Origin of the sequence: Microbacterium sp. MTN4-26 (assembly GCF_042846595.1) — a bacterium.
GTDB classification, from domain to species: domain Bacteria; phylum Actinomycetota; class Actinomycetes; order Actinomycetales; family Microbacteriaceae; genus Microbacterium; species Microbacterium luteum.
The window spans coordinates 96,254-116,681 of sequence record NZ_BTGO01000008.1; the positions used below are offsets into that span (position 1 = coordinate 96,254).

The window sequence follows — 20,428 nt, forward strand, 5'->3', positions numbered from 1 at the left end:
CCGGGTCGCTGCGGGGGCCGAGTAGGCTCGGCATCGTTCCACCTTGCCGTGCCGACCCACGAGGATGACCCATGGCCCAGGACGCGACGACGCGCACCCGTATCGAGACCGATTCGCTGGGATCCCTCGAGATCCCGATCGATGCCTACTGGGGGATCCACACCGCCCGGGCGATGGAGAACTTCCCGATCTCGAAGCGTCCCATCTCGGTCTACAAGGATCTGGTGATCGCGCTCGCGATGGTCAAGCAGGCGTCGGCGCGGGCGAACCGTGAGATCGGCGTGCTGAACGCCGAGCGCGCCGACCTGATCGATCGTGCCGCCCAGCGCATCATCGACGGCGACTTCCACGACCAGTTCGTGGTCGGCGTCGTGCAGGGCGGCGCGGGCACGTCGACGAACATGAACGCCAACGAGGTCATCACCAACATCGCCCTCGAGATGGCGGGACGCGAGAAGGGGGACTACGCGTTCCTCTCGCCGATCGACCACACCAACCGGTCGCAGTCTACGAACGACGTCTACCCGACGGCGGTGAAGATCGGGCTGAGCCTGGACCTGCAGAGCCTTCTGGAAGAACTCGACCTGCTGCGCCGGTCGTTCCTCGACAAGGCCGCCGAGTTCCACGACATCCTCAAGGTGGGGCGAACGCAGCTGCAGGATGCGGTTCCCATGACCCTCGGGCAGGAGTTCCACGGGTTCGCCACGACCCTGGGAGAGGACCACAAGCGGCTCACCGAGAACGCGTACCTGATGTTCGAGATCAACATGGGGGCCACGGCGATCGGCACCGGCATCACGACCCACCCGGGGTATTCCCCGGCGGTCCTGCGCCATCTGCGCGCGATCACCGGATTGGATCTGGAGCTCGCCACCGACCTGGTCGAATCGACCAGCGACACCGGCTCGTTCATGTCCTTCTCGGCGTCGCTCAAACGCAACGCGATCAAGCTGTCGAAGATCTGCAACGACCTGCGTCTGCTGTCGTCGGGTCCGCAGGCCGGCCTGGGAGAGATCAACCTTCCTCCGCGACAGGCCGGCTCGAGCATCATGCCGGGCAAGGTGAACCCCGTGATCCCGGAGGTCGTGAACCAGATCGCCTTCGCCGTCGCCGGCGCGGACACCACGGTCACGATGGCGGTGGAGGGCGGCCAGCTGCAGCTGAACGCCTTCGAGCCGATCATCGCGCACTCGATCTTCCAGTCGATCACCTGGATGCGACGCGGCATGCACACCCTGAGGGTCAACTGCATCGACGGCATCACGGCGAACACCGACCGTCTCGGTGCGATGGTGGGCGCCTCGGTCGGGGTGGTGACGGCCCTCACACCGTTCATCGGCTATGCGGCGTCGGCGGCGCTGGCGAAGACGGCGCTGCTGACGGGGCGCAACATCGCGGATCTGGTGGTCGAAGCGGAGCTCATGACCCGCGAGGAGGTGGCCAAGCAGCTCTCGCCGGCGCGTCTGTCGGGCCTCGAGGCGGTGACGTCGGCGATCCCGATCGCGCAGCCGGCCGAGAACCTCGTCTCCCCAGCGGATTCGCGCGGCCGCGACGTCAGCGCCGAGGAGAGTGTCGCGGCTGACCCGTTGCCGCCGGTCACACGGGACCGATAGCGTTCCGAGGAACGACGCCGCACCGCGCGGCCGCGAGGGAGGAAGACCGTGTCCGATCCGCAGAACCCCGTACCCCCGTCATCCCGCGGCGACGACGCCGCGACGCCGCGTGAGCCGTCGAGTGCGTATCCGCCGCCTGCCCAGCCCGGCGGTCATCCTCCGGCGCCTCCGGCGGCGCCCGGGGCGCAGGACGCGCCCGCTCCGTCCTCCGCCCCCACGCCCGGGAAGACCCTCGGCATCGTCGCGCTGGTGCTCTCGTTCTTCGTGCAGCTCGTCGCCCTCATCCTCGGCATCGTCGCGCTCGTGCAGAGCCGCAAGGCCGGTGCGAAGAACGGCTTCGCCGTCGCCGCCATCATCATCAGCTCCGTTCTGATGGTGATCGGGATCATCATCGCCGTCGTGCTGATCGCCGCCCTCGGCCCGCTCCTCGCCGCCTGCGGAGAGCTCGGACCTGGCGTGTGGGAGCTCACGGACGGCACCGTCATCACATGCGGCTGACCCATCGTCAGTCGAGGATGCGGCAGTGGGTCGTCAGCTCGCCGATCCCGTCGATCCCGACGGTGACGGTGGAGCGATCGCGCAGGAAGACCTGCGGGTCGCGTGAATAGCCGGCGCCTCCCGGGCTTCCGGTCGAGATGAGCGTGCCGGGCAGGAGGGTGGCGGCGCGGGACAGGTGCGAGACGAGCGTCGCGACGGGGCGCACCATCTGCCCCGTCGAGCCGTCCTGCAGGAGGTGACCGTCGAGCCGGGTCCAGATGTGCAGGTTCTGCGGATCGGGCACTTCGTCGGCGGTGACGGCGTACGGACCGACCGGCGTGAAGCCGTCGAACGACTTGCACCGCGACCACTGGGCCTCGGAGTACTGGATGTCGCGCGCGGTGATGTCGTTGACGACGGTGTAGCCCCAGACGTGCGAGAGGGCGTCTTCGGGTGAGACATCCTTCGCGGGGGTGCCGATGATGACACCGAGCTCGGCTTCGTAGTCCACGGACTCGCTGAGTGCCCGTGGCCAGCTCGTGGTGCCCTCATGACCGGCCAGCGAGTTCGGCCAGAGCACGAACACCGTCGGCGTCGAATCGGTCTTCAGCCCCAGTTCGCTCGAGTGGGCGGCGTAGTTGAGACCGATCGCGAGGATCACGGGCGGCGTCAGCACAGCCGGCGCGAAGGAGAGGCCCGCGATCGGGTGCCGCGTTCCGCTCGGCGAGGCCGTGGCGGTGCGGATACGTCCCAGGAGCTCGTCGCCGCCGGCGATGAGCTCCTCGAGGGTGCGCGGCGCGCCGTCGAACAGCTCCGCCACCTCGATCACGGCGTCGTTGTCGGCGACGACCAGGCGGGGCTCCGATGACCCGGGACGGACGACGTGGGCGAAGCGCATGATCTCAAGGCTATCGCCGAGGGTGCGGTCACGGTCGCCCCTAGGCTGTGTCCATGACGCATTCCGCGCCGTCGTCCGATCCGTCGCGCCCGTCGCTGACGCCCCCTCCCTTCCACTCGCCGTTCGAGCAGCCCGACGTGGCATCAGGCGCGCCGATCCCGCGCGCCGACGCCCCCGCCGCTCCGATGCCCCAGGGGCGTGCCGTGTCGCCGCGCTCCGGTCGCTCCGCGCCGTTGTGGGTGCTCGGCGTGGTCGTGCTGGTGGCGGTCGCCGTCGTGGGCTACTTCCTCAACGCCCTCGGCCCCGTCGCCTCGGTCATCGGCATGATCCTCGCGTTCGTCCCTCTCGCCGTCGTCTTCTTCGCGGTGCGGATCATCGACCGTTGGGAGCCCGAACCGAAGGGTCTGGTCGCCGCCGCGATCGCGTGGGGCGCCTTCGTGGCGATCGGCATCACCCTCGGGTTCGATCTCGCTCTGCTCTTCGCCTTCGGGCCGGACTCGTCCTTTGTCGCCGACGTCGTCGCCCCCGTGGTCCAGGCGCCGATCGTCGAAGAGGTCGCCAAGGGGCTCGGGGTGTACGTGATCTTCCTGAGCGCGCGGCGGGCCTTCGACGGTCCCGTCGACGGCATCGTGTACGGCGCACTGGTCGGCGCGGGATTCGCCTTCACGGAGAACATCCAGTACTTCGCTGTGAGCTTCATCGAGGGCGGAGCCGCCGACACCACCGCGACGTTCTTCGTTCGAGGCATCCTGTCACCGTTCGCGCACGTGATGTTCACGAGCGTCACCGGCTTCGCGCTGGGCCTGGCCGCCCGCCGGGGAGCCCGCGCGGGAGCGGCGTTCGGCCCGTGGCTGCTCGGGCTCGGCGGAGCCGTGCTGCTGCACGCGTTCTGGAACGGCTCTGCCGTGTTCGGCGACTTCTTCGCTCTCTACTTGACCCTTCAGGTCCCGCTGTTCATCGTGTTCATCCTCGGTCTGGTGGCGCTGCGGCGCGAGGAGGCGCGGCTGACCCGCACGCGGTTGGCCGATTACGCGGCGGCCGGGTGGTTCACCGAGCAGGAGGTCGACATGGTCGCAACCGGACGCGGGCGTAAGGCGGCCCTCCAGTGGGCCGGCACCCTCCGCGGCGATCGCACCGAGATCATGAAAGGGTTCATCCGCGACGCGACGGCGCTCGCCGCCGCGCGCCAGCGTGCCATCAGCGGCCGCGACCCCCACGCCGCACAGGATGAGCAGGTGCTGCTGCATCGCACCACGGCCGCGCGAGCGGCGATGTTCGCGCCCTGACCGCGCCCTGACGTGAAAGACTCAGCGCCCGGTGCCGCGGCGATGCCTGCGTGTCTCCCGAGCGCTGAGTTGGTCTGATCTCAGGATGCCCTTGTGCTTTCGGGGTGTCAAGAGCCGTCGTTCCGGCACCCGGCGCCGCGCGCGACGTGTTTGGATGGACACATGACTGCAGACCTCACCAAGCCCGAGATCGACGCTCCCCAGGGGCCGGCTCCTGCGGAGCTCGTCGTCCGCGACATCGTCGTCGGTGACGGCGCCGAGGCCAAGCCTGGTGACACCGTCACCGTTCACTACGTCGGCGTCGAGTACGACAGCGGGGAGGAGTTCGACTCGTCCTGGAACCGCGGTGAGACGATCCAGTTCCCGCTGCGCGGTCTCATCCAGGGCTGGCAGGATGGCATTCCGGGCATGAAGGCCGGCGGGCGTCGCGAGCTCGTCATTCCGCCGCACCTCGCCTACGGCCCCGCCGGCGGCCACTTCCTCGGCGGCAAGACCCTCATCTTCGTGATCGACCTCATGCAGGTCGGCTGACAGACCTGAGAAAGAAGCGGATGAGGTTGCATCCGCTTCTTTTTTCATTCACGGGAATAGATGGCGCGGAGCGGCGTTGAGTCCCCCTGAGCCGTCGCGGCGGCGGCTGGACAACGACACGAAGGATGACGATGACCGAAACGACCACGATCGAGGTTCCCGGCTACAAGGCGGGGACCTGGGTCCTCGACCCGTCCCACAGTGAGGTGACCTTCTCGGTCCGCCACATGATGATCTCGAAGGTGCGCGGCACCTTCGGTGTGAAGAGCGCGACGATCACCGCGCCGGAGAACCCGCTGGCGGCGTCCCTGACCGCGACCGTCGACGTCGCCTCGATCAACACCGGCGACGAGGGACGCGACACGCACCTGCGCTCGGGGGACTTCTTCGACGTCGAGACCTACCCGACGATCGACTTCGTCTCCACGGGTGTGCGCTACGACGGCGGTGACTTCCTCGTCGACGGCGACCTCACCGTGCGCGGCGTCACCAAGCCGGTGACCTTCGAGGTCGAGTTCGGGGGCTTCGGAACCGACCCGTGGGGCAACTACAAGGCCGGCGCGACCGCCAAGACGGTCATCGACCGCGAAGAGTTCGGTCTCACGTGGAACGCCGCCCTGGAGACCGGCGGGGTCCTCGTCGGCAAGGACGTGACGATCACCCTCGATCTGCAGGGTTCGCTGCAGCAGGACTGAGCCGCTCTCACGGCATGGCGACGGGGCGGGAGAGCGCGTCTCCTCCGCCCCGTCGTCGCGTCGACGGCGGCGGCACAACGCTGGTAGACTGTTGCGGTTGCCGTTGGATCGGCCGCGGATAAAGAGAGCTCACGCATCAGGCGTCGGGCACCGCGCAACAAGCAGAGAGGGGATCACTTTATGGCACTGGAAGCAGACGTCAAGAAGGCGATCATCGAAGAGTACGCGACGCACCCCGGTGACACCGGATCCCCCGAGGTGCAGGTGGCGCTCATGACGCGGCGCATCACCGACCTGACCGAGCACCTCAAGGGACACAAGCACGACCACCACTCGCGTCGTGGTCTGTTCCTGCTCGTGGGTCAGCGCCGTCGCCTGCTCGGCTATCTCCAGGACGTCGACATCGAGCGCTACCGCGCGCTGATCGGTCGTCTGGGGCTTCGCCGATAAGAGCCACCGCGTTCAATCGTCTTCTCGAAGGGCCGTCCACGGTGTGGGCGGCCCTTCGTCGTGCGCTCCGCTCGAGTCAGCCGCTGCGAGCGCGGCGCGACCCCGTCGGGTCATCGCGACGGCCCACGTCGGCGAGGGTCGCATCCGCGAACAGCCACGACGGGCGCGGCTCGACCAGGGGGCGGAACACCTTTCGTACGGGAGAGGTCGCCAAGCCCAGGGAGATGAGCACCGATGCGACGATGACGATGGGGAGCCACAGCCATGTCGGGTCGAGGCCCCGCAGGACGCCCGATTCCCGGAACGGGTAGAGCACGAAGGAGTGCAGGAGGTACACGTACATCGTGTACTGGCCGAAGTGCGTCCACCAGTGGCCGTCGCGCGGGATGAGCGCGAAGAAGGCGAGGCTGAGGATGAGCGCGACGACCATCAGCAGAAGGCGCACGCCGCCCGCCCACCACCCGGTTTCGCCGATGGAGGCGTAATCGTCGTCGTAGAACAGCCACTGGCGCAGCTCCATCGCCTGCCAGATGTCCAAGAAGTACCAGGCCGCCCATCCCGCGACCGCGAAGGCGGCCACCGAAGCGGCGGTGACCCACCACCGCACGCGCAGCAGTGCGAAGCGCTCGACCAGACCCCGTTCGTGCACCCACCATCCGAGGGTGAAGAAGGGGAGCAGGCCGAGAGTGCGTGACAGCGAGAAGGTCGAGTCGATGTTCGGCACATATCCCACGCCGATGCTGATGACCATCGTCCACAGCAGCGGCCAGCGCAGGAGGGCGAGGTAGGGAAGCACGAGCCGGAAGATCGCGAGTGCCAGGAGGAACCAGAGCGTCCACGACGGCTGCGTGATGTTGGGGTTCGCCTGCCCTTCGACGAGCAGCTTGGTGATCGTCCACAGGCCCTCGAAGACGAGATACGGCAGCACGATGTCGGTGAGGACGCGCACCATCTGGCGCCTGCCGGGAGGGTCGGACTTCGAGAAGTATCCCGAGATGAGCGCGAACGCCGGCATGTGGAAGGCGTAGACGAGCAGATACAGGCCCAGTGCGATGTCGGAGTCGTAGGTGAGGCGCTGGATCGCGTGGCCGAGCACGACCAGCACGATGCATGCGAACCGCGCGTTGTCCCAGAAGGGGACGCGGCGTTTGCCCGAGGACGTTCGGACGGATCCGGTCGCGGGTGGCGGGGGAGTGGTGGCAGCGCTCATGTCGAGAAGGACACCCTATCGCCGGGAATACCCTGGAGCGTACGGCGTTCCACAAGGTACATTCACTTGCATAGATCGGATGCCACCCGCATCCGGAGGATCGGAGAGATCGTGGACGACACCACGTGGCCTGGAATGCAGTTCGGCATCTTCACGGTGAGCGACATCACCGAGGACCCGACGACCGGTCGGACCCCCAGCGAGGCGGAGCGGATCCGCGCGACACTGACGATCGCCCGTCACGCCGAAGACGTCGGGCTCGACGTCTTCGCGCTGGGCGAGCATCACAACCCGCCGTTCTGGTCGTCGTCGCCGACGACGGCCCTCGCCTACATCGCGGCGCAGACCGAGCGCCTCGTGCTCTCGACCGCGACGACCCTCATCACGACGAACGACCCGGTCAAGATCGCCGAGGACTTCGCCATGCTGCAGCATGTCTCGGGCGGCCGCGCCGACGTGATGCTCGGCCGCGGGAACACCGGGCCGGTCTATCCGTGGTTCGGCAAGGACATCCGCCAGGGACTCCCGCTCGCGATCGAGAACTACGCGCTGCTGCACAAGCTCTGGCGCGAAGACGTCGTGGACTGGGAAGGTCAGTTCCGCACGCCGCTGCAGGGCTTCACCTCCACCCCCCGACCGCTGGACGGCGTCGCGCCGTTCGTGTGGCACGGGTCGATCCGCACGCCGGAGATCGCCGAACAGGCCGCCTACTACGGTGACGGGTTCTTCGCCAACAACATCTTCTGGCCGAAGGAGCACTATCAGCGGCTCATCGCGCTCTACCGTCAGCGGTACGCCCACTACGGCCACGGCAGCCCCGAGCAGGCCATCGTCGGGCTCGGCGGCCAGGTGTTCATGCGCAGCAACTCCCAGGATGCCGTGCGCGAGTTCCGCCCGTACTTCGACAACGCCCCCGTCTACGGGCACGGTCCCTCGCTCGAGGACTTCAGCCAGATGACGCCGCTGACCGTCGGGTCGCCGCAGCAGGTCATCGACCGGTACGCGAGCATGCGCGAACACTACGGCGACTACCAGCGCCAGCTGTTCCTCATGGATCACGCGGGTCTGCCCCTGAAGACGGTGCTCGAGCAGCTTGACATCCTCGGCGGGGAGGTCGTGCCCGTCCTGCGCCGGGAACTGGCCGAGAACCGACCCGCCGCCGTGCCCGACGCTCCCACGCACGCGGCACGCGTCGCCGCGGCCGGGGGAGCCCGCGAGGCCCGGCCTCGCGCGAACCGGGGCGACAACCTCTCGGGCCCGAGCCCCTACCGGGACGTCCCCGCGGCGGCGGGCTCGTCCTTCGGCGCCGCTGCGGCACGACAGGGGGCGTGAGATGACCGACACCCTCCCGCGCCGCATCGCCGTCGTCTCCGCCGGCCTGTCCAACCCGTCCTCGACCCGCATGCTCGCCGATCGCCTGGCACGCGCGACGGTGGAGCAGCTGCGCTCGCGGGAGATCCCCGTCGACGTCGACACGTTCGAGCTGCGAGACCACGCCCACGACATCACGGACAACCTGCTGACCGGCTTCGCGCCTCCGAAGCTCGAGGCGATGATCAACGCGGTCGTGTCGGCCGATGCGCTCATCGCCGTGACCCCGATCTTCTCCACCAGCTACTCCGGCCTGTTCAAATCGTTCATCGATGTGCTCGACCCGGACTCGCTCACGGGCAAGCCCGTGCTGATCGGAGCCAATGCCGGCACGCCGCGCCATTCCCTCGCGATCGACTACGCCATCCGACCCGTGTTCGCGTACCTGCACACCCAGCCCGTGTCGACCGGCGTGTTCGCCGCATCGGGGGACTGGGGCGGAGCAGACGGGAACGCGGCGTCCCTGTCGAGTCGGATCACCCGAGGGGCCACGGAGTTCGCCGAGGCCATCGCGTCGCGACCGGTCGCTCGCTCGGCCGATCCGTTCGACCCGGCGACCTACCTCGGTGAAGGACGCTCCTTCGGTCACCTCCTGGGAGGTCTCGCCGGCGAGTGAGGTTCATCACGGCGCCGCTCGCCGTCGCGCCGCCAGGATGACATCGACGGCGACGCCGAGGGCGAGCGCGATCGCGACGGACACGACGACCGCGATCACGGGTCCCCCCGGCACCAGCAGCGCCACCACGGCGCCGACGAACGCCTGATACGACGCCCAGCCGGTGGCAGCGATCGCCGCCACCGTGAGAAACCGCGGCGCGGACACGCGGGTGGCGCCCGCGGTGAGGTTCACCGCGAGGCGAGCGAAGGGGATGAATCGTGCGGTGAAGACGATCACCGCCATGCTGCGGTCGAGGCGTGCGTGAGCCCACGACATCGCCGAGCGCACGCGGGGCGTCTGCATCCATCGGCGACGCTCGATGGTGGAGAAGCGGCCGACCGCATACAGGATGGCGTCGCCGGCGAATGCCGCAGCCGCGGCGACGAGCACGACGGCGAACACCGGCGGCTGCCCGGTCGAGACTCCCAGCGCTCCGAACGCGGTCACCGACGCCTCACCGGGGACGATCACGAGGAACGCGTCGCCGATGACCACCGCGAACAGCAGCGGCAGAGCCCACGGGCTCGCGGCGAGGGACGTCAGCATGTCGTCGAGCATGCGCGAAGAACTACCAGGCGCCGGTGAACGGCGACGGAACGCCGACGGCCGGGTGACATGCCGAGGTGCATCGGGTGAACAGTCGGCGACGACCGCGGGGAACGTCTCATGTCGCGGGCTGCGAGCCTCACCCTGGAGTCGTGAGAGTCGCGATCCTTGCGGAATCCTTCCTCCCGCACATGAACGGTGTGACCGGGTCTGTCCTCCACGTCCTGCGCCACCTGTCCGACCACGGACATGAGACGCTGGTCACCGCTCCGAAGGCCGGCGAGGTCGACGCCGACCTGCACGGCGCCCGCACGGCGCTCATGCGCTCGGTCCCCCTGCCCTCCTATCCCGACGTGCGCGTGGTCTTCGCTCGAGCAGCGACACTGGCCGCACTGCTGCGCGAGTTCGATCCCGATGTCGTCCACCTCGCTTCCCCGTTCGTCCTCGGCTGGCAGGGCATCGCCGCGGCCGACGCCTTGAAGATCCCGACGGTCGCCGTGTACCAGACCGACGTGATCGCCTACGCACAGCGGTACGGTCTTCCCCACGCGACGTCCCTCGTGGCCGCGCACATCACGCGCCTGCACCGGCGGGCCACGCTCAACCTCGCGCCGTCGACGTCGTCGATGACGCAGCTGGCCGGCCTCGGGGTCGACAGGGTTCGACGGTGGGGGCGCGGCGTGGACACGGATCGCTTCAGCCCTGCCCGGCGAAGCGATCCGTGGCGGGAGCGCGTCGCACCCGGCAAGACGATTGTCGGTTATGTCGGGCGTCTCGCGCCCGAGAAGCAGGTCGAGGACCTGCGTGCGCTCGCCGACCTCCCCGGTGTACGCCTCGTCATCGTCGGCGACGGACCCTCGCGACCCGCTCTCGAGCGGGCGCTGCCGGGAGCGGTGTTCACCGGGCATCTCACGGGTGACGCGCTCGGTGAGGCGCTCGCGAGCTTCGACGTCTTCGTGCACCCGGGCGAGAGCGAGACCTTCGGGCAGACCATCCAGGAGGCACTCGCCAGCGGCGTTCCGGTCGTCGCGACCGGCGTGGGAGGACCCGTGGACCTCGTCCGCTCGAGCATCGACGGCTGGCTGTATCGACCCGGTGATCTCGACGACCTGCGCACGCGCGTGTCGGACCTCACCGGCGACGATTCCAAGCGTCTGGCCTTCGCCGCTGCCGCCCACGAGTCGGTGCGCGAGCGGTCGTGGGAGGCGATGGTCGGACGCCTCGAAGCACACTACGAGGATGCGCGGCGCCTTCGTCGCATCGACGACGCGTTGCTCGCGCGAGCGGCTATGCGGCCGTGGGCCCCGCTCGAGACCCGTGCCGCGCCGAGGTGGCAGCGCTTCGTCGCGCTCGGCGACTCGCTCACCGAGGGCCTGTGCGACTCCTCGCGCATGGCCGCCGGCGAGTACCGCGGGTGGGCCGATCGCCTCGCCGAGCTGCTGGCCTACGCAGGGGGAGGGGCGGGTCCCTTCCACTACGCCAACCTCGCTGTCCGAAGCCGTCGGGTGCGTCATCTGACCGAGGAGCAGCTGCCGCAGGCGCTCGCGATGAAGCCGGACCTCGTCTCGATCCTCATGGGGTCCAACGACCTGGTCGCGCGGAAGGGGCACCCCGTCGGCCTCGCCCGTGAGGTGGAGGTGGCGGTGCGCGCCCTTCGCACGGCCGGCGCCGACGTTCTGCTGGTCACGCCGTTCCTTCCTCGCCGTCGCGTCGCGCTGCTCTTCGCCAAGCGCTTCGCCGCCTTCAACTCGGAGCTCCGGCGCATCGCCGAGGAGACCGGAGCGATCCTGCTCGACCTCGAAGCGCTCCCCGCGATCGGCGACCTGGAGATGTGGGCCGCCGACAAGGTCCACCTGCGCAGCCGGGGGCACCGCTTCGTCGCGTATCGTGCCGCCGACGCGCTCGGGGTTCCCGACGCCGAGACCCTCGGCGGTCTGGATGCGGCCCTGCACGCCGACAACGACCCGGTGCTCACCGGCACCTGGTTCCGACGCGACGCGCTGCCCTGGATCTGGCGTCGGCTGCGCGGCCGCACGGCCGGCGACGGCCTGCTGGCCAAGCACTCGGGCCTCGTCGACATCGGCCGCGGCGGCACCGGCGCGCGCGACCGCCAGCCCGCCCCCTGACCCGGCTGACAGCGGCGGCCTCTCGCCGGAGCGGCTGTGATTGCATGGTCGAATGCGAGAGGTCGTCAAGGAGAAGGCGGATGCGCCGGCGCGATTCTTCGAGGCCGAGGCGGCGGGGCTCCGCTGGCTGGGCGAGGCAGAGGAACGGGGCGGAGCACGCGTCGCCAGGGTGATCGAGGTCGCCGCAGGGCGCATCCGTCTCGAGCGCGTCGCCACCGCGCCTGCCGACCGTGATGCGGCCCGGGCCTTCGGCAGAGCTCTCGCCCGCACGCACGACGCCGGAGCTGCCGCCTTCGGCGCGCCGCCGAACGGGTGGGACGGTCCGCTCTACATCGGCCGGCTCGCCCAGCCCGCGTCCGCCGAGCGCAGCTGGGGTGCGTTCTACGCCCGAGACCGCGTCGAGGTGTTCCTCCGCCCCGCGGTCGACGCGGGCAACCTCGCCGCGGACGACGTGCCGCTCGTCGAGCGGGCGTGCGCGGTGATCGCCGACGGTGTGTTCGACGACGACGATCCGCCGTCTCGTCTGCACGGCGACCTCTGGAACGGCAACGTGCTGTTCTCGCCCGACGGGGTCGTGCTCATCGATCCGGCCGCTCACGGGGGCCATCGTGAGACCGATCTGGCGATGCTCGAGCTCTTCGGCTGCTCCCACCTTCAGGAGGTGATCGAGGGCTACCGGCTCACCCACCCGCTCCGGGAGGGATGGGTCCAGCGCATCCCGGTTCACCAGCTTCATCCGCTGGCCGTGCACGCAGTGGGCCACGGGCCGGCGTACGGCGCCGCGCTGGTCGACGCGGCTCGCCGAACGCTGGCGCTGTCCGGGCGTTCCTAGGTCGCACGCCGGCGCGCTGGTAGGCTCGTCGAGGTTGCCCCCGTGGCAGCCGCTCAATTCCATATGAGCTCACGGAGCAGGCCGGCAGGAAGCTGGTCCCCTGTGGTGGGTTCCCGATCAGGCGATCGGTGATCTTCGACTGGTGACCAGTGCTGGCGCGAACGCGGCGTCGCCGCGCGCTGAGATCTGCCTGTTCCTGCTCCTTCGCACGATCTCGCCGGCGAAACGCGCCCGCGAGTCTAAACAAAGAAGGAGAGACCTCTTGGAAGGTCCTGAAATCACCGCCGCCGAAGCCGTTCTCGACAACGGCCGCTTCGGCACTCGCACCGTCCGGTTCGAGACCGGGCGCCTCGCCCAGCAGGCGCAGGGTTCCGTCGCCGCCTACCTGGACGACGAGACCATGCTCCTGTCGGCCACCAGCGCGGGCAAGCACCCGCGCGAAGGCTTCGACTTCTTCCCGCTGACCGTCGACGTCGAAGAGCGCTCCTACGCGGCCGGCAAGATCCCCGGCTCGTTCTTCCGTCGTGAGGGACGCCCCTCGACCGAGGCGATCCTCGTGTGCCGCCTCATCGACCGGCCGCTTCGCCCGTCGTTCGTCTCGGGTCTGCGCAACGAGGTCCAGATCGTGGTGACCGTGCTCTCGATCGCGCCGGGGGAGTTCTACGACGCCCTCGCGATCAACGCCGCATCGCTGTCCACTCAGATCTCGGGTCTGCCGTTCTCCGGGCCGATCGCGGGTGTGCGCCTGGCGCTCATCCCGGGCCAGGGCGACAACGCCGACCAGTGGGTCGCCTTCCCGAAGGCAGAGCAGCTCGACGAGGCCGTGTTCGACCTCATCGTCGCCGGCCGGGTGCTGCCCGACGGCGAAGTGGCCATCATGATGGTCGAGGCCGAGGCCACCGAGCACAGCTGGAACCTCATCCGCGGCGGCGCGACCAAGCCGTCGGAGGAGGTCGTCGCAGCCGGGCTCGAGGCGGCGAAGCCGTTCATCACCCAGCTGGTCCAGGCGCAGAGCCAGGTCGCCGCCACCGCGGCCAAGGAGATCCAGGAGTACCCGGTCTTCCCGGCATACGCCCAGGAGACCTACGACTTCGTCGCTGCCCGTGCGTACGACGAGCTCGTCGGGATCTACCAGATCGCCGACAAGCAGGAGCGCCAGAACGCCGACGACGCCATCAAGGACCGCGTCAAGGCCGAGCTGATCGCCGCGACCGAGTCGGGCGAGCTTCCGGCCACCGCGCCGCAGGAGTTCTCCGCCGCGTACAAGTCGGTCACCAAGTTGATCGTCCGCAGCCGGATCCTGACCGAGGGTGTGCGCATCGACGGTCGCGGACTGGCCGATATCCGCCCGCTCGACGCCGAGGTGCAGGTCATCCCGCGCGTGCACGGTTCGGCGATCTTCCAGCGCGGCGAGACCCAGATCCTGGGCGTCACCACGCTGAACATGCTGAAGATGGAGCAGCAGATCGACTCGCTGTCGCCCACGACCAGCAAGCGCTACATGCACCACTACAACTTCCCGCCGTATTCGACGGGCGAGACCGGCCGTGTCGGCAGCCCGAAGCGTCGCGAGATCGGCCACGGCTTCTTGGCCGAGCGCGCACTCGTGCCCGTGCTGCCCAGCCGGGAGGACTTCCCATACGCGATCCGTCAGGTGTCCGAGGCGCTCGGCTCGAACGGCTCGACGTCGATGGGTTCGGTCTGCGCCTCGACGCTTTCGCTGCTGAACGCGGGCGTGCCGCTGCGCGCGCCCGTCGCCGGCATCGCAATGGGTCTCGTCTCCGACGAGGTCGACGGCCAGACGCGCTACGCCGCGCTGACCGACATCCTCGGTGCCGAAGACGCTCTCGGTGACATGGACTTCAAGGTCGCCGGAACGAGCGAGTTCGTCACGGCCATCCAGCTCGACACGAAGCTCGACGGCATCCCGTCGTCGGTGCTCTCGGCGGCGCTCACCCAGGCGAAGGATGCGCGTCTGACGATCCTGAACGTGCTGAACAGCGCGATCGACGCTCCCGACGAGATGGCACCGACGGCGCCGCGCGTCATCAGCGTGCAGATCCCGGTCGACAAGATCGGTGAGCTGATCGGCCCCAAGGGCAAGACGATCAACTCGATCCAGGACGAGACGGGCGCACAGATCTCGATCGAGGAGGACGGCACCGTCTACATCGGCGCGACCGACGGTCCGTCGGCCGAAGCCGCGCGTGCACAGGTGAACGCGATCGCCAACCCGACCAACCCCGAGGTGGGCGACCAGTTCCTGGGTACGGTCGTGAAGATCGCGACCTTCGGTGCGTTCATCTCGCTTCTGCCCGGCAAGGACGGCCTGCTGCACGTCAGCGAGGTCCGCAAGCTCGCCGGGGGCAAGCGCGTGGAGAACGTCGAGGATGTCGTGTCGGTGGGGCAGAAGCTCCTCGTGCGCATCACCAAGGTCGACGACCGCGGCAAGCTGTCGCTCGAGCCGGTTCTCGAGGACGCCGACCAGGAAGGCCGCGCTGCGGCCAACCCCGGCCCGGAGGCTCCTGCCGAAGGCTGATCCGCTTCCCGCAGCGAATGCCCGTCCCCATCCGGGGGCGGGCATTCGCCATTGACCGTGATGAAAGCGTTATGTATAGTTCACCGCCACGTCGCCTGGGAGCAACGATCCTGCGCGCCGCTGCCGTACCCTCGAATCACGTGCCGGGGGGTGCGAGGGGCGGGTGCCCGCCTCGAGATTCGCGAGGGGGTGTGGGATGTCGGTGATCGGAGCGAACGCGGGTTTCGGGGGAAACGCTGCGGCGATGGCCGCCGGCTCCCACACATCCCGCGGACACCACCCGTCCGCGCCGATCCCGGTGCAGGGACCGGGGGTCGCGACCGGGCTCCGGGAGAGGCTCGGTGAGACCGGTCTCGAGATCTTCCCGCTCATTCTCGGCGGATCCGAGTTCGGGTGGAACGTCGATCTCGAGTCCAGCCACGACATCCTCGATGCGTACGCGGAGCTCGGCGGGAACGCCGTGCACACGGCCGACAGTTTCTCCGGAGGACGCAGCGAGCACATCATCGGCCAGTGGATGCACTCCCGCGGCCTGCGTGACGACATGGTGCTGGCGGTCCGCATCGGCGGCCATCCCGACAATCCCGGGCTCGGGCCGGTCGACCTCGTCCGCGCGGTGGAGTCCTCGCTCGGCCGACTGCGCACCGACCGCATCGATCTGATCTACCTCGACGCGACCGCCGACTCGGCCACCGCGCTCGAAGACACGCTGGCGACCGCCGAGTGGCTCGTCGACACCGGCAAGGCGCGAGCGCTCGGCGCGATCGGCTACACCGCGACGCAGCTCATCGAGGCGCGCATCCTCGCGTCCGCCGGCTTCCCACGGCTGAACGTGCTCGACGTGCCCTTCAACATCCTCCGCCGCCACGAGTTCGACGAGGACCTGCGGCTGATCGCCGGGGCGCAGCAATTGGCGGTCACGCCGTCTCACGCGCTCGAGCACGGATTCCTCGCCGGTCGTCACCGCACCCGGTCCAAGGGGGCGCTGTCGGTGCGCGGTGCGCAGCTGGCGGCGAGTCTGAACCGTCGTGGAACGCGCACGCTCCGCGCGCTCGACGTGGTGGGGGCGGAGCTGGGCGTTCCGGATGCCGCCGTGGCCGTCGCGTGGCTGCTCGCGCAGAAGCTGGTGAGCGCGCCGATCGTCAACGCGTATGCGGCGCAGCACGTCGAGGAGCTCATGCAGGGCGTCGGCGTGCATCTCAGCCGGGCCCAGTTGGCAGAGATCGCCCGCGCCGCCGATTGAGGATCGGCATCGCCGACGCGCCGCCCGGCGGGCGAGGGCGAAGAGGCCGTGACATAGGGTGGAAGGGCGCCCGAAGGGGCGCCCGATGACATCCCGATGGAGCGAGTGACGTGACGCACTACATCTACCTCGTGCGACATGGCGAGCACCAGGATGCCGAGCACGGACTGGTCGACGGACCGCTGTCACCGCGCGGTCGTCGACAGGCAGCGGCCCTCGCGGACCGGCTCTCGGGAGTGCCGTTCGACAGCGTGTGGCATTCGCCCCTCGAGCGTGCGAGTGAGACCGCGCGTGCGTTCGCCGAGCGCATGCCTTCGCTGTCGCCGCAGCCCTCGGCCCTCCTGTTCGACTGCGTACCGACGGGCATGACGCCCGACACGCCCGCGGTCTTCGAACCCTTCTTCGGCGGCGTGACCGACGCGGAGATCGACGCCGGGCGAGCCCAGATGGCGGACGCCGTGAGTGAATTCCTTCGCCGTCGAAGCGGCGACGTCCACGAGCTGATCATCACGCACAACACCGTCATCGCGTGGTTCGTGCGCGAGATCCTGCAGGCTCCGGAGTGGAAGTGGATGACCCTCAATCAGGCCCATTGCGGTCTGACGGTGATCGCTCAGAAGCAGGGCCGCCCGTGGATGCTGCTGACACACAACGACCTCGCCCACCTTCCGGTCGAGCTGCGCACCGGCCTCCCCGAGACCCATCCCGTCTGACCGGCGCGGGGCGGCTCGCCGTCAGGACAACGCCTTGCCGTACCAGCGCGTCGCGTTCGGGTTGTCGTTGTAGGCCGGGATGGCGGAGAACCCGGTGGCGGCGTAGAGCCCGGCGGCGGCATCCAGGGTGTGATGGGTATCGAGGACCAGCTCGTCTGCGCCGAACGCACGTGCGCGACGCTCGAGATCCTCCATCAGCGCCCGGCCCCACCCTCGGCCCCGCGTCTCGGGACGGAGGTAGAGATGCTTGACCTCGTAGCGCATCGCGTCGCCCTGCTCTTCGAGCCGGCGGATGCCGCCGCAGCCGACCGGGTGGTCCTCGTCCGCGGCCACGACGAAGACACCCGCCGGCGCCGTGAACATCGCGGCGTCCGGCGACGAGCGGGTGTAGGTGCGAGACGGGAAGGATGCCGCGCGCGCGTCGAAGTATTCCGAGAGCAGCATGCGCGACACCTCGGAGTCGACCGGTTCGGCGGTGATGCGGAGCATCCCTGAAGAGTAGTCGGTGCGCGTGCGCGCCCGGGAGGTGCGGGCGGGCTACGGTGGAGACATGACGACGCGCGTGGCCATCGTGGGCGGGACCGGCAAGCTGGGCGGCATCATCCGCGACATCGTGAACGCCGACGACGCGTATGTCGAGCACGCCGTGCTCACCTCCCGCTCCGAGATCGACGAGATCGACGGCGCCGACCTCGTCGTCGATGCGTCCACCCCGGCGGTGTCGATCGACGTGGTGCGCGGGGCCGTCGAGCGCGGGATCAACGTGCTCGTGGGCACGTCGGGGTGGTCAGCCGAGCGCATCGCCCTCGTGCGGCCCCTGGTGGATGCGGCCGGCACCGGCGCCGTGTTCATTCCCAACTTCTCGCTCGGCTCCGTCATCGGGTCGGCTATCGCCAGCGCCGCGGCACCCTTCTTCCCCTCGATCGAGATCGTCGAGGCGCACCGGGAGTCCAAGGTCGACTCTCCGAGCGGCACCGCCGTGCGCACGGCCGAGCTCGTCGCGGCGGCGCGGAGTGCGGTGGGCCCGGTCGAGTCCCCGCACGTCGATCAGCGCGCTCGCGGGCAGCGGGTGGCGAGCGTCCCGATCCACTCGCTGCGTCGCCCGGGTGTGGTGGCCAAGCAGGACGTCGTGCTCTCGGGCCCGGGGGAGTCGCTGACGATCACCCACGACACGATCGAGCCGGCACGCGCCTATGCCCCCGGCATCCGCCTGGCCCTTCGGAACGCGATCGTGAGCCGGGGCGTCGTGATCGGCCTCGACAGCTTCCTCGACATCGGCATCCGCACCCCGCATTCCGGTGGCGGGCCCCCGGTCGACGAGGGTGGAGTGCCCGGCCAGGTGGCGCGCACAACCGGAGCATGAGCGTCAAGATCGGGGTCGTCGTCATGGCGGTCCTGCTGGCGCTCTACATCGCGCTCGTGGGATGGCGCGCGGTGCTGCTGCTCGGCACCGGCGATCCCGTCGGCATCACGATGGGCGTGGCGCTGATCGTGCTGCCCGTGGTGGCGGTGTGGGCGCTCGGACGCGAACTGTGGTTCGGATGGCGTGCCCAGCAGCTCGGTCTGCGGCTCGAAGCCGAACACGACCTCCCCGAGGATGCGGTGGGGGTGCGACCGAGCGGTCGTGTGCTGCGCGAGGATGCCGACGCCGTCTTCCCGCGATATCGGGACGAGGTGACGGCCAGCCCGGACGACTGGCGCGCGTGGTATCGCCTCGGACTGGCTTATGACGCGTCGGGGGACCGGCGGCGCGCCAGGGAGGCTGTGCGACGGGCCATCACGCTCGAGGCGGACAGTCGGCGCTAATCAGCCTCCGCCAGCGCGGCTGCGACAGCGGCTTCGACCGTCGAATGGGTGAAGGAGAAGCCGGATGCCTCCAGAGCGGCCGGAACGACGTTCGCATCGGTTGTGAGCAGCGCCTCCACAGCATCGCGGCCGAGTGCGGCGCGCAGCGCCCAGGCGGGTGCCCGGAGCAGATACGGGCGATTCATACGCACCGCCAGGGCGAAGCCCAGATCGTTCGCGGTCGCTCGGGTCGGCCCCGTGAGGTTGACCGGGCCGAGAATCCCGGTGTCGAGGATGTGGCGGATGGCGCGCACCTCGTCCTGCAGTGATATCCACGGCCACACCTGCGTCCCGCGACCGATCGGACCGGAAAGACCGAGGCGGGTCAGGAGCATGAGCGGCTTCAAGACGCCCTCCGGGTGCACGACGGGCGCCGTGCGCAGCAGCGACACGCGCGCGCGATCACCGGCCCCGAGTGCGGCGTGCTCCCACTCGCCGCATACATCCGCGAGGAAACCCTCGCCGCGCTGCGTCGTCTCGTCGACGTCGCCCGGCGGAAACGCTCCGTAGTACCCGACGGCGGAGGCCGACAGGAACGCGGGGGCGTCGTCGCCGAGCTCTCGCACGGCTCGGGCCAGGGCGCGGGTCGGGGTGATCCGCGACCAGAGCAGAGTGCTGCGGTACGACCGCGTCCACGGAAGGCGTCCGATGCTCGCGCCGCCGAGGCCGACCACGGCGCGAGCGCCGGCGAGCACGTCGGGATCGAGCGGGCGCGTGTCCGTGAGCCATTCCACCTCGTCGGGAGCCGTGGCGGTGCGACGCACGAGGCGGACGACCTCGTGGCCGTCGGCGCGCAGGTCGTCCACGAGCGCTCGCCCGATCAGTCCGCTCGCGCCCCCGATGACGATGCGACCCGGTGAAGAATCAGGCAAGCGTCGCCTCGAGCGTGATGTCGATCCCGGCGAGGGCCTGTGACACGGGGCATCCGGTCTTCGCCTCCTCGGCGATGCGGGCGAACGCGTCCGCATCCAGTCCGGGCACGACCGCGTTGACGTTGAGGTGGCTGCCGGTGATGCCGGTGCCGGGCTGGAACGTGACCGATGCGGTCGTGTCGACCGATTCCGGAGGGGTGCCGTTCCCGGCGAGTGCGTGGGAGAGCGCCATGCTGAAGCACGAAGCGTGCGCGGCGGCGATGAGCTCCTCCGGCGTGGTGGTCGACGTGGATCCCTCGCTGCGCGCCTTCCAGTTCACCGGGAGGGAAGCAGCCCCGGAAGACACCAGCGAGACGGTGCCTTCGCCGTCGGTGAGGGAGCCTTTCCAGGCGGTGGTCGCTTCGCTCGTGACGGTCATGATGCCCCTGTTCCTCGTGGCGGTGACGGATGATCCGCCGGTGGCGGACGCCGTCAGCCTAACGGGGCGCTCAGCCGTCCGCGACGGCTTGACAGCTGGCGTGCG

At 69.5% G+C, this 20,428-nt stretch carries 21 protein-coding genes; 15 read left to right on the forward strand and 6 right to left on the reverse strand.

What is annotated here, in order from left to right:
* Positions 1-71: 71 nt before the first annotated feature.
* A complete protein-coding gene (locus tag ACGG9C_RS08725; RefSeq protein WP_083336648.1) occupies positions 72-1,613 on the forward strand; it encodes an aspartate ammonia-lyase in 1,542 nt (513 codons plus the stop codon).
* A gap of 48 nt (positions 1,614-1,661) precedes the next feature.
* Positions 1,662-2,111, forward strand: a complete 450-nt coding sequence (locus ACGG9C_RS08730; protein WP_390178561.1) for a DUF4190 domain-containing protein — start codon at positions 1,662-1,664, stop codon at positions 2,109-2,111.
* A 7-nt stretch (positions 2,112-2,118) separates the two neighbouring features.
* Here ACGG9C_RS08730 and ACGG9C_RS08735 read toward each other — a convergent pair whose 3' ends face one another.
* The gene (locus ACGG9C_RS08735) at positions 2,119-2,988 is read right to left on the reverse strand and encodes a fumarylacetoacetate hydrolase family protein (protein ID WP_071045681.1); all 870 of its coding nucleotides are present in this window, start codon (positions 2,986-2,988) and stop codon (positions 2,119-2,121) included.
* Between the two features lie 53 nt (positions 2,989-3,041).
* On the opposite strand from ACGG9C_RS08735, the gene ACGG9C_RS08740 reads away from it, so the two are divergent.
* From ACGG9C_RS08740 to rpsO, 4 genes are all read left to right on the forward strand, one after another.
* Positions 3,042-4,274 (forward strand): PrsW family intramembrane metalloprotease, encoded by a 1,233-nt coding sequence (locus ACGG9C_RS08740; protein WP_286721260.1) that lies wholly within the window; start codon positions 3,042-3,044, stop codon positions 4,272-4,274.
* A 162-nt stretch (positions 4,275-4,436) separates the two neighbouring features.
* A complete protein-coding gene (locus ACGG9C_RS08745) occupies positions 4,437-4,805 on the forward strand; it encodes an FKBP-type peptidyl-prolyl cis-trans isomerase (protein WP_071045683.1) in 369 nt (122 codons plus the stop codon).
* Between the two features lie 131 nt (positions 4,806-4,936).
* On the forward strand, positions 4,937-5,500 hold the full coding sequence (locus ACGG9C_RS08750; RefSeq protein WP_071045684.1) for a YceI family protein: 564 nt from the start codon (positions 4,937-4,939) through the stop codon (positions 5,498-5,500).
* Between the two features lie 180 nt (positions 5,501-5,680).
* Complete coding sequence (gene rpsO / locus ACGG9C_RS08755; RefSeq protein WP_071045685.1) at positions 5,681-5,950, forward strand: 30S ribosomal protein S15; 270 nt, start codon at positions 5,681-5,683, stop codon at positions 5,948-5,950.
* Between the two features lie 76 nt (positions 5,951-6,026).
* Here the strand turns inward: rpsO and ACGG9C_RS08760 are convergent, their stop codons facing one another.
* A complete protein-coding gene (locus tag ACGG9C_RS08760; protein WP_075807135.1) occupies positions 6,027-7,160 on the reverse strand; it encodes an acyltransferase family protein in 1,134 nt (377 codons plus the stop codon).
* Between the two features lie 135 nt (positions 7,161-7,295).
* On the opposite strand from ACGG9C_RS08760, the gene ACGG9C_RS08765 reads away from it, so the two are divergent.
* Both ACGG9C_RS08765 and ACGG9C_RS08770 read left to right on the forward strand, forming a co-directional pair.
* Positions 7,296-8,492 (forward strand): LLM class flavin-dependent oxidoreductase, encoded by a 1,197-nt coding sequence (locus tag ACGG9C_RS08765; RefSeq protein ID WP_071045686.1) that lies wholly within the window; start codon positions 7,296-7,298, stop codon positions 8,490-8,492.
* A gap of 1 nt (position 8,493) precedes the next feature.
* Positions 8,494-9,147: an FMN reductase gene (locus tag ACGG9C_RS08770; protein ID WP_286721256.1), complete on the forward strand. Its 654-nt coding sequence runs from the start codon at positions 8,494-8,496 to the stop codon at positions 9,145-9,147.
* A gap of 6 nt (positions 9,148-9,153) precedes the next feature.
* Here the strand turns inward: ACGG9C_RS08770 and ACGG9C_RS08775 are convergent, their stop codons facing one another.
* Entirely contained in the window at positions 9,154-9,735 is a 582-nt protein-coding gene (locus ACGG9C_RS08775; RefSeq protein WP_286721254.1) for a DedA family protein, read from the reverse strand.
* A 152-nt stretch (positions 9,736-9,887) separates the two neighbouring features.
* On the opposite strand from ACGG9C_RS08775, the gene ACGG9C_RS08780 reads away from it, so the two are divergent.
* The 5 genes from ACGG9C_RS08780 to ACGG9C_RS08800 all read left to right on the forward strand — a co-directional run bounded on the left by ACGG9C_RS08780 (position 9,888) and on the right by ACGG9C_RS08800 (position 17,188).
* A complete protein-coding gene (locus ACGG9C_RS08780; protein WP_390178562.1) occupies positions 9,888-11,861 on the forward strand; it encodes a GDSL-type esterase/lipase family protein in 1,974 nt (657 codons plus the stop codon).
* Between the two features lie 52 nt (positions 11,862-11,913).
* Positions 11,914-12,693 carry a fructosamine kinase family protein gene (locus tag ACGG9C_RS08785; RefSeq protein ID WP_194383392.1) on the forward strand — a complete coding sequence of 260 codons (780 nt, stop codon included), beginning with the start codon at positions 11,914-11,916 and terminating at the stop codon, positions 12,691-12,693.
* Positions 12,694-12,955: 262 nt separating this feature from the next.
* The gene (locus ACGG9C_RS08790; protein ID WP_390178563.1) at positions 12,956-15,232 is read left to right on the forward strand and encodes a polyribonucleotide nucleotidyltransferase; all 2,277 of its coding nucleotides are present in this window, start codon (positions 12,956-12,958) and stop codon (positions 15,230-15,232) included.
* A 244-nt stretch (positions 15,233-15,476) separates the two neighbouring features.
* A complete protein-coding gene (locus ACGG9C_RS08795) occupies positions 15,477-16,475 on the forward strand; it encodes an aldo/keto reductase (protein WP_390178588.1) in 999 nt (332 codons plus the stop codon).
* A 110-nt stretch (positions 16,476-16,585) separates the two neighbouring features.
* Complete coding sequence (locus ACGG9C_RS08800) at positions 16,586-17,188, forward strand: histidine phosphatase family protein (protein WP_071045692.1); 603 nt, start codon at positions 16,586-16,588, stop codon at positions 17,186-17,188.
* 21 nt (positions 17,189-17,209) lie between these two features.
* On the opposite strand, the gene ACGG9C_RS08805 is transcribed toward ACGG9C_RS08800, so the two are convergent.
* Positions 17,210-17,677, reverse strand: coding sequence for a GNAT family N-acetyltransferase (locus ACGG9C_RS08805; RefSeq protein WP_071045693.1), 468 nt, complete (start codon positions 17,675-17,677; stop codon positions 17,210-17,212).
* Between the two features lie 61 nt (positions 17,678-17,738).
* Here ACGG9C_RS08805 and dapB point away from each other — a divergent pair, with 61 nt between their 5' ends.
* Positions 17,739-18,551 (forward strand): 4-hydroxy-tetrahydrodipicolinate reductase, encoded by an 813-nt coding sequence (dapB, locus tag ACGG9C_RS08810; RefSeq protein WP_390178564.1) that lies wholly within the window; start codon positions 17,739-17,741, stop codon positions 18,549-18,551.
* Entirely contained in the window at positions 18,548-18,994 is a 447-nt protein-coding gene (locus tag ACGG9C_RS08815) for a hypothetical protein (protein WP_390178565.1), read from the forward strand. Before dapB ends, ACGG9C_RS08815 begins: the two co-directional genes overlap by 4 nt.
* Here the strand turns inward: ACGG9C_RS08815 and ACGG9C_RS08820 are convergent.
* Both ACGG9C_RS08820 and ACGG9C_RS08825 read right to left on the reverse strand, forming a co-directional pair.
* Positions 18,991-19,905 carry a TIGR01777 family oxidoreductase gene (locus ACGG9C_RS08820; RefSeq protein ID WP_390178566.1) on the reverse strand — a complete coding sequence of 305 codons (915 nt, stop codon included), beginning with the start codon at positions 19,903-19,905 and terminating at the stop codon, positions 18,991-18,993. The two genes, ACGG9C_RS08815 and ACGG9C_RS08820, sit on opposite strands and share 4 nt — an antisense overlap.
* Entirely contained in the window at positions 19,898-20,323 is a 426-nt protein-coding gene (locus ACGG9C_RS08825) for an OsmC family peroxiredoxin (RefSeq protein ID WP_194383388.1), read from the reverse strand. The genes ACGG9C_RS08820 and ACGG9C_RS08825 overlap by 8 nt, the downstream gene beginning before the upstream one ends.
* Between the last annotated feature and the right edge of the window lie 105 nt (positions 20,324-20,428).